The sequence below is a fragment of the Chitinophaga sp. 10T418 genome (assembly GCF_056394125.1).
Genome location: NZ_JBFTHG010000011.1, coordinates 108,474 through 123,868, shown reverse-complemented (window position 1 = coordinate 123,868; position 15,395 = coordinate 108,474). Strand labels below are relative to the sequence as shown.

The following is a 15,395-nucleotide window of genomic DNA, read 5'->3' as shown; positions in this document are numbered from 1 at the left end:
GAATTTAATATTTTAATGAAGCGCACTTAATTTTTCCATAGTGAAGACGGCATTATTCAGTTCTTCAACCACCGTAAAATAGTTGCCCCGTATTTCCAGGGCCTGGTTGATGAGCATCACCCATTCCAGGTAACCTATTTCACCGGCAACCATTCGTTTATTGGCGCCAGCAATAATCAGGGAGGCATTATTTAATAAAATAGTATGGGTGCCGAAAAGTTGCAAGCGGTTAGCATACACATATTCCGCATTCGTCAGTTCCGACTGCAGTTGTTGCCGGGTAGCATCCAGTTCCTGTTGCTGTTGCTGTATAAAAATGCCGGAAGCGCGGATGCGCGAACGTTGTGCACTACCAAACAACGGAATACCAACACCTGCACTCACTGATGAAAAACGATCACCACCACCAAAATACTTTTCTTCACTTCCGATGCGCTGATAGCCGATGATGCTGGTATTATTATATCCCAGGTTCAGCGTAGGCAGCAGGCGGCTTTTCTCCAGTTTATTTTCCTGCATACTCCGTTCCAGTAATTGCTGCTTCATGGCAATAGCCGGCGTACGGTCAACAGCACCTGAATCCGGCATTTCGTCCATATGGAAACGGTAAACAGGATCAGACTCCGCAGGTATAATTACTTCGGAAGTATTCAATAACACCTTTAACTGGTTATGCAATATGGCTTCATCTGTTTGTAATACACTTAGCTGGTTAGAGATCTGTAAACGCTGATTTTCCGTGGTGGATTTCTCCAGCGCATCTACATCTCCTGCTTTAAATCTTAAATTAACTTTCTCCAGGAATGTGCGGTAGATGCTATCGGCTTCCAGGAGTAACTGCTTCTTTTGCTGCAGTACCAATAAAGCATAGAATGCTTGTCGCACCGATGCTTTCAGCTCGTATTCCTGCTGACGGGTATTGATTTTACTCAACGCAATATTCGTATTATTGATACTCCGCTGATGTTTGTATACCGTGGGAAATTGTATTCCCTGGGAGATGGTAAACCGGTTATCGTTGGCCACACTGTTCAGCTTACCGTATTCTATCCCTACATTGGTTTTATCCATGTCCAGGTTGCTTTTTTTCAACGACTGGTAAAATTGTTCGCCCAGTTTGGCAGACTGTATATGGAGGTTATTTTTCAATGCCAGGTCCACGGCTTCCTGTACAGTTAATCGTTGTTGTGCATGAGTAGTGGCAGGCATTGCAAAGATCAGCAACGCTATTCCGGCCACTACCGCTTTACCGGGTCTAAAATATTTAAACCCTTTTTCAAAAAGGATATAAAATACCGGCAGTACAAATAATGTAAGCATGGTTGAAATAATTAAGCCTCCAATCACTACGGTTGCCAATGGTTTTTGTACTTCTGCACCTGCACCGTTACTTACGGCCATAGGAATAAAGCCCAGCGAGGGTACGAGTGCCGTCATCAGTACTGCGCGCAATTTTGATTTGGTACCGTGAATCACCACTCTTTTCACATCGTGCCAGCCTTCTTTTTTCAGGCGGTTAAATTCTGATACCAGCAGGATACCATTCAGCACTGCTACTCCAAACAGCGCGATGAACCCAACACCGGCGGAAATGCTGAATGGCATGTCTCTGATCCACAGTGCCAGGATGCCTCCAATAGCGGACAATGGGATGGCGGTATAAATCAGCAGTCCTTGTTTAACGGAATTGAAAGCAAAGTATAACAACATAAAAATCATCAGCAGGGCAATAGGCACCACCAGTGATAATCGCTCTTTGGCAGCGGTGAGGTTTTCAAACGCACCTCCGTATACGATGTAATAGGCAGGAGGTAATTTCAGGTGTGCGGCTACCTTCTGCTGTAGTTCAGTTACAATTGTCTGCACATCTCTGCCGGTCACGTTGAAGCCAACAATAATCCTTCTGCGGGTATCTTCGCGTTGTACCTGGTTGGGGCCCTCTATTTCTTCTACAGTAGCTACCTGGTCCAGCGGCACCTGTATGCCCTGACGGGTAGGTATCAACAGGTGTTGTACATCGGCTAAATCCCGGCGGGATTCATCTGCCAGTCGCACCACCATATCGAAACGTTTTTCACCCTCGTATACCAGCCCGGCTGTTTGCCCGGCGAATGCAGTATTTACCACACGGTTAATATCACTCACATTCAGACCGTATTTGGCCATGGCGTCGCGGTTATAGTTGATCACCACCTGTGGCATACCGGTAACGGTTTCCACATAGAGATTGATGGCGCCGTCCACTGTTTTAATGATCTCTCCCAGCTTATTGGCATATAGTGCCAGTGAGTCAAGATCTTCTCCGAATATTTTACACACCACATCCTGACGGGCGCCGGTCATGAGTTCATTGAAGCGCATTTGCACGGGAAACTGAAAGCCTGCACTTACACCTGGCACTACGGCCAGTTCCTTGCTCATCTTTTCCGATAGCTCATCAAAGCTGTGTGCAGAAGTCCATTCTTTTTTATCTTTCAAAATCACCATCATATCACTGGCTTCCAGCGGCATCGGATCAGTGGGAATTTCCGCACTACCTATTTTGGTAACCACTTTTTCTACTTCAGGGAATTTCTTCAACAAAATGGCGGCAGTTTGCTGGGTAGCGTGGATAGTGGTATTCAGGTTGCTTCCGGTAAGCAAACGGGTTTCTACTGCAAAATCGCCTTCTTCCAGTTCAGGAATAAACTCGCCTCCCATCCGACCCAGTATAACTATGGAGATAGCAAACAATACCAATGTACCGGCGATAATGGCTTTCGGGAATTTCATCATCCTTGTTAACGCAGGCTGATAGCGCCTTTCCAGCCATTCCATCATACGGTCTGCCAGCGAAGGTTTATGACTGATCTTTTTGCTCAGGAAGAGTGCACTCATCATAGGCACATAGGTAACAGACAGCAGGAAAGCACCCAGGATGGCAAAGGCCACGGTAAAGGCCATGGGCTTAAACATTTTTCCTTCAATGCCCTGCAATGATAAAATCGGGATGTATACAATCAGTATAATGATCTGGCTGAATACGGCGGATTTAATCATAGTACCGGTAGATGCATTTACTTCCGCATCCATGGTGGCCTGATCTACTACCCCCAGCTTTCTGAATTGTTTGGAGTGGGTAAATCGGTGTAGGATGGCCTCTACCACAATCACGGTGCCATCTACAATCAGTCCGAAGTCGATAGCTCCCAGACTCATCAGGTTACCTCCAATGCCAAATTTGTTCATCAGGATAATGGCGAACAACATCGACAGCGGGATGACGGAAGAAACAATTAACCCGGCACGCAGATTACCCAGAAAAAACACCAGTACAAACACTACTATCAATGCACCTTCTACCAGGTTTGTTTCTACTGTTTTAATGGCGTTGTTCACCATTTTTGTGCGGTCCAGGAAAGGTTCAATGACCACGCCTTCCGGCAGGGATTTTTGAATAATCGCTACTTTTTCCTTCACTCTTTTTATCACTGCTGAAGAGTTTTCTCCTTTCAGCATCATCACTACTGCGCCGGCTACTTCTCCTTTGTCGTTGAAACACATAGCGCCATAGCGGGTGGCCGCGCCCAATTGTACGGTGGCTACATCACGTATGAGCACCGGCATACCATTGTCCAGTGTTTTCACCACTATTTTTTCGATATCATCTATACCTTTGGTGAGGCCTTCACTGCGGATATATAAAACAGTAGGGCCTTTTTCGATATAGGCGCCACCTGTGTTCTGGTTATTTTTTTCCAGGGCATCAAATACATCTGCAATAGAAATATTGTTGGCTTTGAGTTGCCCCGGCTTCACCGCAATTTCATACTGTTTGAGCTGCCCCCCAAAGCTGCTCACATCGGCCACGCCCGGGGTTCCCAGCAGCTGCCGGCGTACTACCCAGTCCTGCAGGGTGCGTAGTTCCATGGGGCCGTATTTGCCTTCATAACCGGGCAGAGGGCGTACCACGTATTGATAAATTTCTCCCAGCCCGGTGGTAACCGGCGCCATCACAGGGGACCCTACGCCGGAAGGAATTTCCTGCTGCACCTGTTGCAGTCGCTCACTGATCTGTTGCCGCGCCCAGTAAACATCTGTTTCGTCCGTAAAAACGATGGTGACCAGCGATAGCCCAAAGCGGGAAAAACTCCGGATCTGTTTCAGACCAGGAATATTACTACAGGATTGTTCTATGGGAAAGGTAATCAGTCGTTCTACATCCGGTGCTCCCAGCGAGGGAGATACGGTAATTACCTGTACCTGGTTATCTGTAATGTCCGGTACCGCATCAATGGGCAGCCGGGTGACCTCAAAAGTTCCCCAGCCAATCAGTGCCAGTACGAATAGCCCTATAACCAGCTTGTTCTTTACAGAAAAGCTAATGATCTTATTTAGCATGTCCTTTTTCGTTAATTCAAATAGAAATAAAATGCGCACTTCCACCTGTTAGTGACAGGTGGCGCTCAAATAATAACCCTAAAAAACTTATACTTTGGGAGGACGGAAAGGCGAAGTGAGCGCTGGTTCAGGCAGATAGTTGTCCTTCAGTGCAGGGTAATGGATCGTTATTTCACGATAGGTTTGTTGTTTTACAGCCATCGCTTTTGCGAGTGGAATAAAGGAATGATGCAGGGTATGAATATCCACTGTTTTGTAGGGTAATTGCATGTCCCTTTCATCATCATTATCGTTGTCATCCTGTCCCCAGTAGTGCATACATAAAAATCCCATCACACTCAGCTCGCTGTTTCGTGCATGGTGCTCCTGGTAATGCACTACAAGTGCGGGCAATTTGAGCAGCTGGTCGAAAGCAGTATGATGAAGTATGAAAATGAGAAATAATATGTAGACTCCTCTTTTTTTCACTACGGCAAAGATAAATATTCTGTCTACAAGGGCCGATTATTTTTGATGAATGAAAGGAAAGTTTCCAGACTGCGTAAAATGATTTCCCGATCCGAGGTCTTCCCTTTAAAATAAAGGCACACCTTCGCCCCACTATCTTCTCTTACCGGGTCTTCACCCCTGCTGTGTTTCACTGAAGAGTAACCCACGCATCACGTTGTCAACATTATTACCGAGGAACGATGAAACGTATTGCAGCACAAATCTTTGTCCTGTTTTCCCTTTCCTTCCATGCACCTGGTCAGGATTCGGTTACTTCCCGCAAAGAACTGATGGGAATCACCATTACGGCACCAAAGGCATCTCCGCAAATGCCAGCAGACAAAGTCAACTACTGGTCTGGACGTATGAGCGGCAAAGAAATAGAAAATAAAAGAATTGAATCCATGGAGTGGAAGCAGTAAAACAGCCAGCTTACTGGCAGGACTATACGAAAAGGGACTATAGGCGAATAACCTTATCCCCCTTTATAAAGCGGGTATCTTTTATCGCCCCCGTGCCGTTAAACCGGTATTGAAGTCCTACTATATCTGTAGCCGCATGCGGGAAAGTAAGTGCATATGCGGTTTGCCCGTTCACGATAAACTGCATATGTTTATCTTTTGCCTCCACCTTCAGTGTCACCCACTGATCGAGATCACACCCGAATTTAGAAAGATCAGCATCTTTGCTCTGCGCACCGGCGCCTGCGGCATACAAGGCAAGGTCGCCTACACAACCTCTGGCACATAAAGGAATAATGATCACATCATTCTTACAAAGGATCAGTATTTCTACCCGCTGACAGGCAGCAGTACCCTGGTGAAAATCACTTTTCAATGTAGTTTCAAAAATAAACTGATCGCTTTTGATACCACCCAGATCCTGTACGTTAAAAAAACGCAATGGTGGTGGTACCGGCTGTAATGCAATATGGTATTGAGACAACAGCCTTTCATCCACAGTAACCTCCCCATTCTTTTCCACCTCTTCGTTTTTGAAATATAACGGTACCGCCTCTTCGTTTTCTATCATGGCCAGCCAGCCATTGGAGTCTATGAGCAGGTCATGCTCTTTTACAATTTGTTTACCTACCATCAACTTAGCCCTGAAATAACCGGGGGCATAATAAATAGCGGAATACGTTTTTTCCTGCCGGGGCACTGCGACCTTTCTCCTGATATCCCACGACTGCGCAATGAATACTGAGTCGGTAGCGGCAGTGGCCTCATAATTAAAGATGACGGAGTTGGGGACGCCGGTCATCCTGATTTTATTACTGCTAAATGAATACGCTGCAGGGTTAACGGGAGATCCGGGTTTACCATTTGAGATCAATAACAGATAGATGACTGCTGCCAGTGGCAATAGCCCCAATAACCAGTAAGCCCAGTTCCTGGAAGGTTTGGTGTGGTCAGCCACCCCTTCGGGAGATAAAGTTGTCGTTGATCCTGCGTGCCACTGAGGTATTGGTACCGTTGCTGCCGTTTGCGCAGTCATATCCTGCCGGGATGCCGTTGTTTCCCCATGCTCCAGGGGCACCTGCTTTTTAAAGTCCCGCCAATCACTATACCCGGCAAATTTTGCCAGTGTATTCAACGTGGTGACAGTAGGAATATTTGTGTATTTCAGTTTTCCCCAAAGGCGTTTCAAGGTGGTAATGCTCAACGTTACCCCGGTGGCGTCGGCGATGGCCCCACTTAATTTTTCGAAATCATAACTCGTCCATTCGCTGCTTGCTCCCCAGTTTAACCGGGTCTCCACCAGCGCCAGGCACTTTCTTATGTAATTTATTTCAAAACTGTTATTCATTACCTGTTAATGTATTGTCAACTTGCACAAACTTGCACAAACTTGACGGCTCCTTGAATAGCCTTTAAAATAGTGATCATTCATCTTTGCCGGATATCCATTCAAAATAAAAAACGTCATGACAAAAACAGCCATTGGTCTATTATTCCTGCTGCTGCCGGTATGCACAAATGCACAACAAAAGAAAACGGAGATCTCCGTGCCTATGCAGGCAGCAAACTGGGATTTCAAGCCAGGCACGGTAGAATTTCTCACCTACAAATCCGTACCGGCCATGAAGATATTAAACAGCGCTGATTCCGCCGTGTTAAAAAACCTGGATTTTAAAGATGGGACTATTGAATATGATATGGAGCCGGTAGATCCGCGCTTTGCCTCCATTCATTTCCGGCGTGCCAGCCGGGACGAAAATGAATGTTTCTATTTCCGTACTGCTGGTTCGGGCAGTGAGTATGCCATACAATATGCCCCTTTCATCGGCGGCATTAATCTATGGGACATGCTGTATCACTATCAGAACATCGCCTGGTTTGAAAAAGACAAATGGAATCATGTAAAGTTGGTGGTATCCGGCAAACAACTGCGTGTATACGTAAACGATACCCTACATCCTGCACTGGAAGTCCCACAACTGGAAGGCAACACCTGGCATGGGGCACTCTCCTTTGATGGACAGATGATCATTGCCAACCTGGTAGTGAAACCGGATCAAACGGATGGCCTTTCTCCTCAGGAAGGGGTAGACATCACCAGCAACGATGCCCGCTACCTCCGCAAATGGCAGGTAAGCCCGGTAATCAGGATGCCGGAAAAAATTGATTTCAGCCTGGCGTTTTTTCCGGACAAGGAAACACCCTGGGAAACTATTCACGCAGAAAGAAGGGGGCTGATTAACCTGACCCGTAAATTCGGCGGCACCGAAAAACGCGCCCGCCGGCTGGTATGGCTGAAAACAACCATTCAATCTACCACAGAACAAAATCTGAAATTAAACCTGGGGTTCAGTGATGAGGTATGGGTATTTTTAAACGGCAAATATGTGTATGTAGATAAAAACCTATACGGCGCCCCGCTGATGAAGCAACCGGATGGTCGTTGTACTGTAGAAAACAGTTCCTTTAACCTCCCGCTCGTAAAAGGCAATAACGAAATACTGGTAGCGGTAGCGAATGATTTTTACGGCTGGGGGATCGTAGCACAACTGGATAAATTAACAGAAGTAGTGATAGAGAGATAATAACCAGTTATAAACAGCAGATGATATCCTGAACTATCATCTGCTGTTTAGTTGCATTCATGGGATAACTGGTATTTCAGGATTATTTTCAATTGATTATCATAAATTGATCTAAATATCCTGAACGGCCCATGAGAAAAACCATCACAGATGATGAATTAACCGGCAGCATCCGGCAAATGAAATACAGCACCACCGATTCCGCCGGCACTGATTATGGCTATGAACTATCTCATTATGACGCACAAGGCAACTTGCGGAAATGGGAGGTGTATAATGAACAGCATGAACCTGTTAAAAACATCGTGTATGATTTTGATGACAAAGGCGTGTTGCTCGAAGAAACATTAATGCAAAACGATGGCACCATTGTTTATAAAAACACCTTTTATGGCAACAGCCAATACAAAGAAACATTCGGGTACTATGGTGAGGATATTTATAAAACCGTATATGATGAAGCTGGTAATGTAACGACCCAATTCGAAAATGACGTTGCTGTGAAAATAGAAGAAGATCCTTATAATGAGCAATGGGAAACAAAAAAGGTCACTGATACAGATGGCAGCCTCGTGGAGCTGGTGTATTACCACTCCTTCGGTCAATTGTATGACATCACTAAAAGAAAATACAATAAACAGCAGCAGGTGCTTTCAGAGTTTACCTATGACTCCGAAGATGCACTGGCGGCAGATAAACCACACACCACCAAAATTAATGAATACAATGAGCATCATCACCTGACCATGTATACGCATGATCATGTCGATGGAACGGGTGGCGTTCACGGTACCACGTTCCGATATGTGTTCCAATATGACGATCAGCAGAACTGGATCCGGAAAGTGGAAATCATGAATAACAAAATAACCGGTTACGAGGACCTTATACAATTTATCCGGAAGCGGGAAATTGAATATCTTTCCTTATCAATACTTTAATATGCTCTCCAACCGTCACCTGATTTTTATGGAAGTAGCTCACCAGAAAAGCTTTTCCAAAGCCAGCCAGGCGCTGTTTATTTCGCAGCCTGCGGTGAGTACTCATATCAAAGGACTGGAAGAACAGTATAAGACCAAGCTATTTGAAAGAAAGGGATTGCAGATAGAGCTGACAGAAGCCGGACAATTGCTGTATAGCCGGTTGCTAACGGTCAGGCATATACAACAGGAAACGGAGTTTGACATATCTGTGATCCACGACCAGCAGCAAGCCACTGGCATGCTGAACCTGGGTGCCAGCACTACCGCCGCTTTATATATTCTCCCTAAAGTGATGTCGGCCTTTCACCGGGAATACCCGCTGGTGGACATTTCTTTATTAAACAGGAACAGTGAGATTGTATTGCAGGCATTGCTCGACAAAGAAATTAACATTGGCGTAACAGAAGAAAAGGGACAACTCAGTAACATTACCTATCAGCCTTTTCTGAAAGACCAGATCGTAGCGGTATGCAGTCGTAATAACCCGCTGGCAAAGAAAAAGAACTATGCAGTGAAAGACATCCTGTCTATGCCGGTGGCTATCCGGGAACGAGGCAGCGGTACACTGGAAGCGATCAAAACCGGGTTACAGAAAAGTAAAATCCGGTTGAATGACCTGAAAATAAAAGTACGGCTGGGTGGTACGGAAGCATTGAAAAATTTCCTGCTGGAGTCCGGTTGCGTAGGATTTTTATCTACCCGTTCTATTGTAAAGGAGCTACAGCATGGAGAATTGACCATTCTCAACTTCGAAGGACTGCGAATAGAGCGCAGTTTTTACTTCATTCAGCGCAAAGGAGAAACCAGCGACCTGAACAAAAGATTCATCAAAATGGCCAAAATCATTTATAATTATTAATTATAGGTCATAATATTTTCCTATAGCCAGGATTATAGGTATAAGCATACATTTGAACCGTACAAAATATAGTTTTATATGAATATGCTTTTTTATTATGACGAGTTATACAAAGCTGCTGTAGAAAGAATCAACAAGATTGTAGACATTTCTGTACAGCAAAAAAACGGATTAATTTCCCGGCTAAAAAGCCAGGCTCCTTTCTTATCAACCACTACTGAAGATATAGATCTCGTTGCCCAAAGAATGATGAACTCATTAGGTTCCGTTTTATGTCCGGATGCCGCAGCCGATTTTGCCGGCGGCAGCAAACTCCTGGAAATGGAGATGTTATATAACGGAGAATAAAAGGAAAGAAGCATATACTTCTTTCCTTTTACACCAATTTATTTTACGATACATTTCTGTCAACATACCAGCAGTAACCTTAGACCTCCAGCGGAGGAAAAGGTGCTGCCATGGCACGTTCGAAAGGTAATACCGGCAGTCCGGCTGCCACCCGTACCGGGAAGTCGGGGTTAGCCAATGCCGCCTTGCCAAGTGAAATAAAATCAGTGTGCCCTTCCTGCAACGCTCTCCCAGCTACAGCCAGATCTTCTAATCCGCCATTGGCGATAACAGGGCGCTGCACCATTCGTTTAGCCATTCCCGTGAGTGATTCATTGTTGTCATATACCCCCAGCTTCTCCCAGGTGCTGCCCTCGCCCGAAATATGTACATAGTCAGGGGCCACTTTAATCACTTCTTCCAGAATAGCGGCAGCAGTAACGGCGCCATCCGGCCAGCGGTAATGATCGTCATTCACCTTGCCTTCCGACAAGCGTAAGCCTACCATAAAATCAGCCGGCACCACTTTCCGGATGGCCGCCAGGATTTCTGCGATGATGCGAAAGCGGTTCGGAATAGTGCCGCCATATTCATCTTCCCGAAGGTTGGTATAAGCAGTTAAAAACTGATCCGGCAAATAACCGTTGGCCGCATGCACTTCAACGCCATGAAATCCGGCAGCCACCGCATTTTTAGCGGCACTGGCATAACCTTCCACCGCAATGCGTATATCCGTTGCCGTCATAGCAGCCGGAATTGGAAACGGTCCTTCTCCCCCGCCATAAGAACGGAGTTTTGTGCCAAGCGGTGTCACTACCGAAGGCGCCTGTGTGTGCGTTAAATGCTGGGATAATGCACCGGCATGCATCAGTTGGGCGATGAATAAGCTTCCATGTGCTTTTACTTTCGTTGCCAGCTCCCGCCACCCTGCTATTTGTGCAGGTGTTACTATGCCCGGCTGATGTGGATAAGCCTGGCTGGCAACCGTATCTGTATAAAGACCTTCAGTAATAATGATACCAAAACTACCCGCAGCAAATTTTTCATAATAGGCATGCATCGCTACAGTGGGGACTCCTTGTAAGGTGGCGCTGGCACGGCTCATCGGGGCTACTACCGCCCTGTTTTTCACAAATTGATTGGCCAGTTCAAAAGAAGCTAAAATCGGATGTGTTGTCATTGTCTGTTTATTTAAGGCAAAGTTGAGGACTTGCCGGTCCACAGAAAATGACATATGGTAATAAAAAGCTACTCCCCCTTCGCCATCTTATGGCGTAAACGGCTCAGCGATTCCTTTGTAATCCCCAGATAAGCAGCTACCTGGTGCTGGGGCAGCCTTGTTTCCAGGAAAGGATAGCGGCTGACGAACTCCTGGTACCTTTCCAAAGCAGGCTTTTGTAAAAATAAGATCCTGCGCTGCAACGCCGCAGAAGAGCGCTGGGAAATAATATGATAATACTGCGCTACGGCAGGAATGTCCTGAAACAACTGATACAACTGCTGCTTATTGATCTGCAGGATTTCCCCGCTTTCCAGCACATCGATATTAAACAGGGATGGTTTCTCATGGAGCAAGCTATCCAGATCCGTCATCCACCAGCCTTCCACACTGAATTGCAATACGTTCTCCTTTCCGGCAGTATCTATTTCATATTGCCGGCAGCAACCTTTGAGCACAAAAAATTCGTGCCGGCATATTTCACCTTCCCGCAGTAAGTATTGATGGCGGCTCGTTTTCACCGATTCGAAATACGTTGGGATGCGCAGGATATCATCAGCCGTGAGTGGTACGTGTTTGCCGATGCTGTCAGTGAGTAATTTCATCTTCAGAAAAAATATTAGTCGTTAGCCTACCGTGAATGTTTTAGGATAGTCCGCAGGAGGATCCACCTGGAAATACTCCTCTTCCTGACCAGGACCAGCGGCATAAAATTTATTCAACGCAGTAATCAGCGATAACAGATCAGGTGCAATCACATCACGATCATTGTCTGCATGCCAGAACTCAATCAGCTGTCCGGGTTGATCCGTAAACAACCCTGCGGCATCATAACAAATATAATCACCACCACCATTATGAAACAAGGGAAACCAGTCCTTATGCCACCAGTTCTCAATTTCAAAATCATAGCCTATCATGGAAGTGTTATCCGCAGCGGTATCCAGCGCTTCTTCCAATGGTATAAACATGGAGTTGTTTACAAATGCTTCGGTGAAATTTTGATCCTGCCCGTTTCTCCACAGGTATAACTGTTGCACGGGTTCCGGGATCACCACCTTATATTTTTCTTCCAGTGCCCTGATGTCGGCAATGGTCAGTGGATTTTTCAGTTTCGCAAACAATCCGGGACGCTGCGTGCGCAAGTGCGCTGTTAACAAATCCAATTCGTGTTGCATAGATGTATTTTAATCTGGTAAGTGAATCCAAATATACACCAAATAGCTGTTAGCTTTTAGCTGTTAGCAGTTAGATTATAGCGATTAGATTGTGGAGATTAGATTGTGGAGATTAGATTGTGGAGATTAGATTGTGGAGATTAGATTATAGCGATTGGTTTGTAGCGATTGACCATTAGTAAAAACGAAGCCGCTCCAATGGTTAATGGAACGGCTTCTTCGTGAATATGAATAAATTAAGAGGTTTATTTTCCCGGACAAATATCTTTCTTCAGCTCTTGTCCATCCGTCATACCGCGGGTATTAAACTCCATCACTTCATGGCGATGATTCGGATAAGTAATACGGATTTCATAGTCGGTGTCTTTTTCCAGGGTGAGGTTAATCTCACGTCCGGGTGAACCTATGAAGCACCAGCCGATACCGCGTTGTTTGTTGTAAATATAAATACAGGCCCCATCCAGCGGCGGACAAACCGTACCTATCAATGGAATTACAAGGGCTACAGGTACTTTTGTCAGCGTGTATGTTTCGGGAGAAGTAATACTGTAAATATCATCGCTTCCTTTACCGCCCGGACGATTTGAAGAAAGGTAAGTATTGCCGTTATTGCCAGCTACAAAATAAAAATCATCAGCAGATGAATTGGTAGGATAGCGGAGATTTTCTGGTGTGCTCCATTGTGTTTTACTACCGGTGGCATGAAAAATATCAAAGCCGCCCATACCTGTCCAGCCTTTGCTGCAAAAATACAAACTGCCATCAGGGGCAATGGTGGGGAATTCTTCTTCTTCAGGACTGTTAATGGCCGGGCCACAATTTACGGGTGTGCCCCATTTTCCGTCTCCCTGCTTTTCACTATACCAGATATCCGTTGCGCCTACGCCACCCGGCATATCGGCCGCAAAATACAGTATACTGCCATCGTTGCTCAGGGCTGCATGTCCAAGAGAATACTGATCCGGTTTGTTGTAGGGAAATGGTACGGGCTTTCCCCATTTTCCATTTTTATCTTTTTCTGCCGCAAACAATTCCAGCCGGCGATATCCGTACTTCACACGTTTTTCCTTTACGCCAGGAATACGGCGGTCAGGATACGTCATGGTCACATATGCGGTGTGATAGTCTTTATCGAAAGTAGCAGGTCCTACATGGTAACGGGACCAGTTAAACGAAGGCGAAAAATCTTTGATATACACATTACCGTAGTTCGCGGTATCTCCTACATACAAACCATAATAATCCCTGTTGGTACGGCCGTATTTATTCCGGTTAAAGTGGCTCCCATTCTCCAGTTGATTACGGTATAAAGTATCCGATGTAAACACCACACCACCGGGATAATAAGTAGCGCCCCAGTCGGATCTGGAAGTATTCAGTCTTTCTACGTTCCGGATAAAAACAGGGGTAGGCGATTGTATCCACCCGGGAGCGGCATCACAGCCGGCGATACGGTTCTTCACTTTTTCCTGTTGCGGACCGGTTTGCGCATACTGTGTATATGCTGCTTTGGCTTCCGGATATTTCCCTAAGCTTTTCAACATATCGCCATAGTACAGGCGTGCATCAGTGGAGGCATCGGAGCGGGCCAGCAGTTTGGTATACCAGTCGGCCGATGCAGCATACCTATTCATTTGCCGGTAGGAATCAGCGAGTCTTTCCAGCACCACGGTCGATGTTTTTTCTTTCTGCTTTGCCGCTATCCGCTCATATAGTGAAGCCGCTTTTGCGTAGTCGTATTTGGCGTAATAGATGGCAGCCTGTTTATCCAACGACAATTGTTCCTGTGCCGATGAGAGTTGTACTGATACCAGGAGTAAAATTATTCCAACATATTTTTTCATAGTATGTATTTAAAAGGATACCCTTGCAATAATTAAAAATACCGTGGACTGGTTACCCTGGCTTTTTTACCCGGGAATAAAAATCCGATGGATATTTCATGTGACCCACTCTGGAAAGAGGCCATTTTGCTGATGGTAAGATCATAAGCATATCCTATTCTGAATTGATTATTTATATTGAACTGTACCAGTATGCTGGCGGCATCCAATTGTTCCAGGTCACTTTCCAGTGCCGGCTTACTCCATAATTTCACACCGGTTCTGTAGGAACCACCCACCCATAGCCGGTCGGCCAGCAGGAACAAAGCGTTCAGGTCTACATTGGTAGGTCCTTTAAAATCTTCTTTAATGAGAATAGAAGGCTTGAACTTTACAGCATCTGATAAATCAAACATCATCCCTGCATTCACATACAAATGCTGTGTTTTACGGATCGTTTTATACTGATAGCCTTTCCAGTAATACCTGGATGCATCAGTATACAACGAGAAAAGATCCATCACCGAAGCACCCACATAAAACTTAGAGGTAAAATAGTAGATCCCGAAGCGCGCATCCGGAATCCAGGTAGACGCCCTGCCCAATGGGATGGTAGGGTCATTATCATCATTGTATAATAAGGCCGTACCATCAATCGAATACTGGGTAACGCCGGCGCCTACTCCCAAACATAATCTTTTATCCCCATCTTCATTCAATGGAATCCGGTAGGAATACATACCATAAATAGAGGTCGCATCCTGTGGCCCCAGTTTATCATACATCACCTGCATCCCTAATCCCACGCGGTTATCCCGGGAGGCATTAAGGGCGCCATCTATAGATACGCCGCCGGTTTGCGGCCCTCCCGGAAAGTTCACCCATTGCTTACGGTATATGGCGTTTGCAAACAGATCTTCCTTATAACCTGCGTAAGCAGGGTTTACACTCAACATATTAAAAACATATTGACTAAACTGTAAGTTTTGCTGTGCCTTTGTCAGCGCCGGTTTTAGTAGTAGTCCGGATAACGTTAACAGTAGCAATAACTTTGATGTCGCGCTTATGCTCATACTAAATTCCTTTAAGAT

The 15,395-nt window shown here is 45.5% G+C and carries 13 protein-coding genes; 5 read left to right on the top strand and 8 right to left on the bottom strand.

Features of this window, described 5'->3' with window-relative positions; genetic code table 11:
* Positions 1-12: 12 nt before the first annotated feature.
* Both AC1DCV_RS27150 and AC1DCV_RS27145 read right to left on the bottom strand, forming a co-directional pair.
* Positions 13-4,380, bottom strand: a complete 4,368-nt coding sequence (locus AC1DCV_RS27150) for a CusA/CzcA family heavy metal efflux RND transporter (protein WP_477026127.1) — start codon at positions 4,378-4,380, stop codon at positions 13-15.
* Positions 4,381-4,467: 87 nt separating this feature from the next.
* Entirely contained in the window at positions 4,468-4,848 is a 381-nt protein-coding gene (locus AC1DCV_RS27145) for a hypothetical protein (protein ID WP_477026126.1), read from the bottom strand.
* 221 nt (positions 4,849-5,069) lie between these two features.
* On the opposite strand from AC1DCV_RS27145, the gene AC1DCV_RS27140 reads away from it, so the two are divergent.
* The gene (locus tag AC1DCV_RS27140) at positions 5,070-5,291 is read left to right on the top strand and encodes a hypothetical protein (protein WP_477026125.1); all 222 of its coding nucleotides are present in this window, start codon (positions 5,070-5,072) and stop codon (positions 5,289-5,291) included.
* 37 nt (positions 5,292-5,328) lie between these two features.
* Here AC1DCV_RS27140 and AC1DCV_RS27135 read toward each other — a convergent pair whose 3' ends face one another.
* Positions 5,329-6,678, bottom strand: coding sequence for a hypothetical protein (locus AC1DCV_RS27135; RefSeq protein WP_477026124.1), 1,350 nt, complete (start codon positions 6,676-6,678; stop codon positions 5,329-5,331).
* A 118-nt stretch (positions 6,679-6,796) separates the two neighbouring features.
* Here AC1DCV_RS27135 and AC1DCV_RS27130 point away from each other — a divergent pair, with 118 nt between their 5' ends.
* The 4 genes from AC1DCV_RS27130 (at position 6,797) to AC1DCV_RS27115 (ending at position 10,105) form a co-directional block, all read left to right on the top strand.
* Positions 6,797-7,915, top strand: a complete 1,119-nt coding sequence (locus AC1DCV_RS27130) for a hypothetical protein (RefSeq protein ID WP_477026123.1) — start codon at positions 6,797-6,799, stop codon at positions 7,913-7,915.
* A gap of 131 nt (positions 7,916-8,046) precedes the next feature.
* Positions 8,047-8,856, top strand: a complete 810-nt coding sequence (locus AC1DCV_RS27125; RefSeq protein WP_477026122.1) for a hypothetical protein — start codon at positions 8,047-8,049, stop codon at positions 8,854-8,856.
* Between the two features lies 1 nt (position 8,857).
* Positions 8,858-9,757 carry a LysR substrate-binding domain-containing protein gene (locus AC1DCV_RS27120; RefSeq protein ID WP_477026121.1) on the top strand — a complete coding sequence of 300 codons (900 nt, stop codon included), beginning with the start codon at positions 8,858-8,860 and terminating at the stop codon, positions 9,755-9,757.
* Between the two features lie 78 nt (positions 9,758-9,835).
* A complete protein-coding gene (locus AC1DCV_RS27115; RefSeq protein ID WP_441571897.1) occupies positions 9,836-10,105 on the top strand; it encodes a hypothetical protein in 270 nt (89 codons plus the stop codon).
* A gap of 79 nt (positions 10,106-10,184) precedes the next feature.
* Here the strand turns inward: AC1DCV_RS27115 and AC1DCV_RS27110 are convergent, their stop codons facing one another.
* The 5 genes from AC1DCV_RS27110 to AC1DCV_RS27090 all read right to left on the bottom strand — a co-directional run bounded on the left by AC1DCV_RS27110 (position 10,185) and on the right by AC1DCV_RS27090 (position 15,377).
* Positions 10,185-11,264, bottom strand: coding sequence for an oxidoreductase (locus tag AC1DCV_RS27110; protein WP_477026120.1), 1,080 nt, complete (start codon positions 11,262-11,264; stop codon positions 10,185-10,187).
* A gap of 68 nt (positions 11,265-11,332) precedes the next feature.
* A complete protein-coding gene (locus AC1DCV_RS27105; RefSeq protein ID WP_477026119.1) occupies positions 11,333-11,908 on the bottom strand; it encodes a Crp/Fnr family transcriptional regulator in 576 nt (191 codons plus the stop codon).
* 21 nt (positions 11,909-11,929) lie between these two features.
* A complete protein-coding gene (locus AC1DCV_RS27100; protein WP_477026118.1) occupies positions 11,930-12,481 on the bottom strand; it encodes an SMI1/KNR4 family protein in 552 nt (183 codons plus the stop codon).
* Between the two features lie 245 nt (positions 12,482-12,726).
* Positions 12,727-14,325 carry a hypothetical protein gene (locus tag AC1DCV_RS27095; protein ID WP_477026117.1) on the bottom strand — a complete coding sequence of 533 codons (1,599 nt, stop codon included), beginning with the start codon at positions 14,323-14,325 and terminating at the stop codon, positions 12,727-12,729.
* Positions 14,326-14,357: 32 nt separating this feature from the next.
* The gene (locus AC1DCV_RS27090) at positions 14,358-15,377 is read right to left on the bottom strand and encodes a PorP/SprF family type IX secretion system membrane protein (RefSeq protein ID WP_477026116.1); all 1,020 of its coding nucleotides are present in this window, start codon (positions 15,375-15,377) and stop codon (positions 14,358-14,360) included.
* Positions 15,378-15,395: the final 18 nt, after the last annotated feature.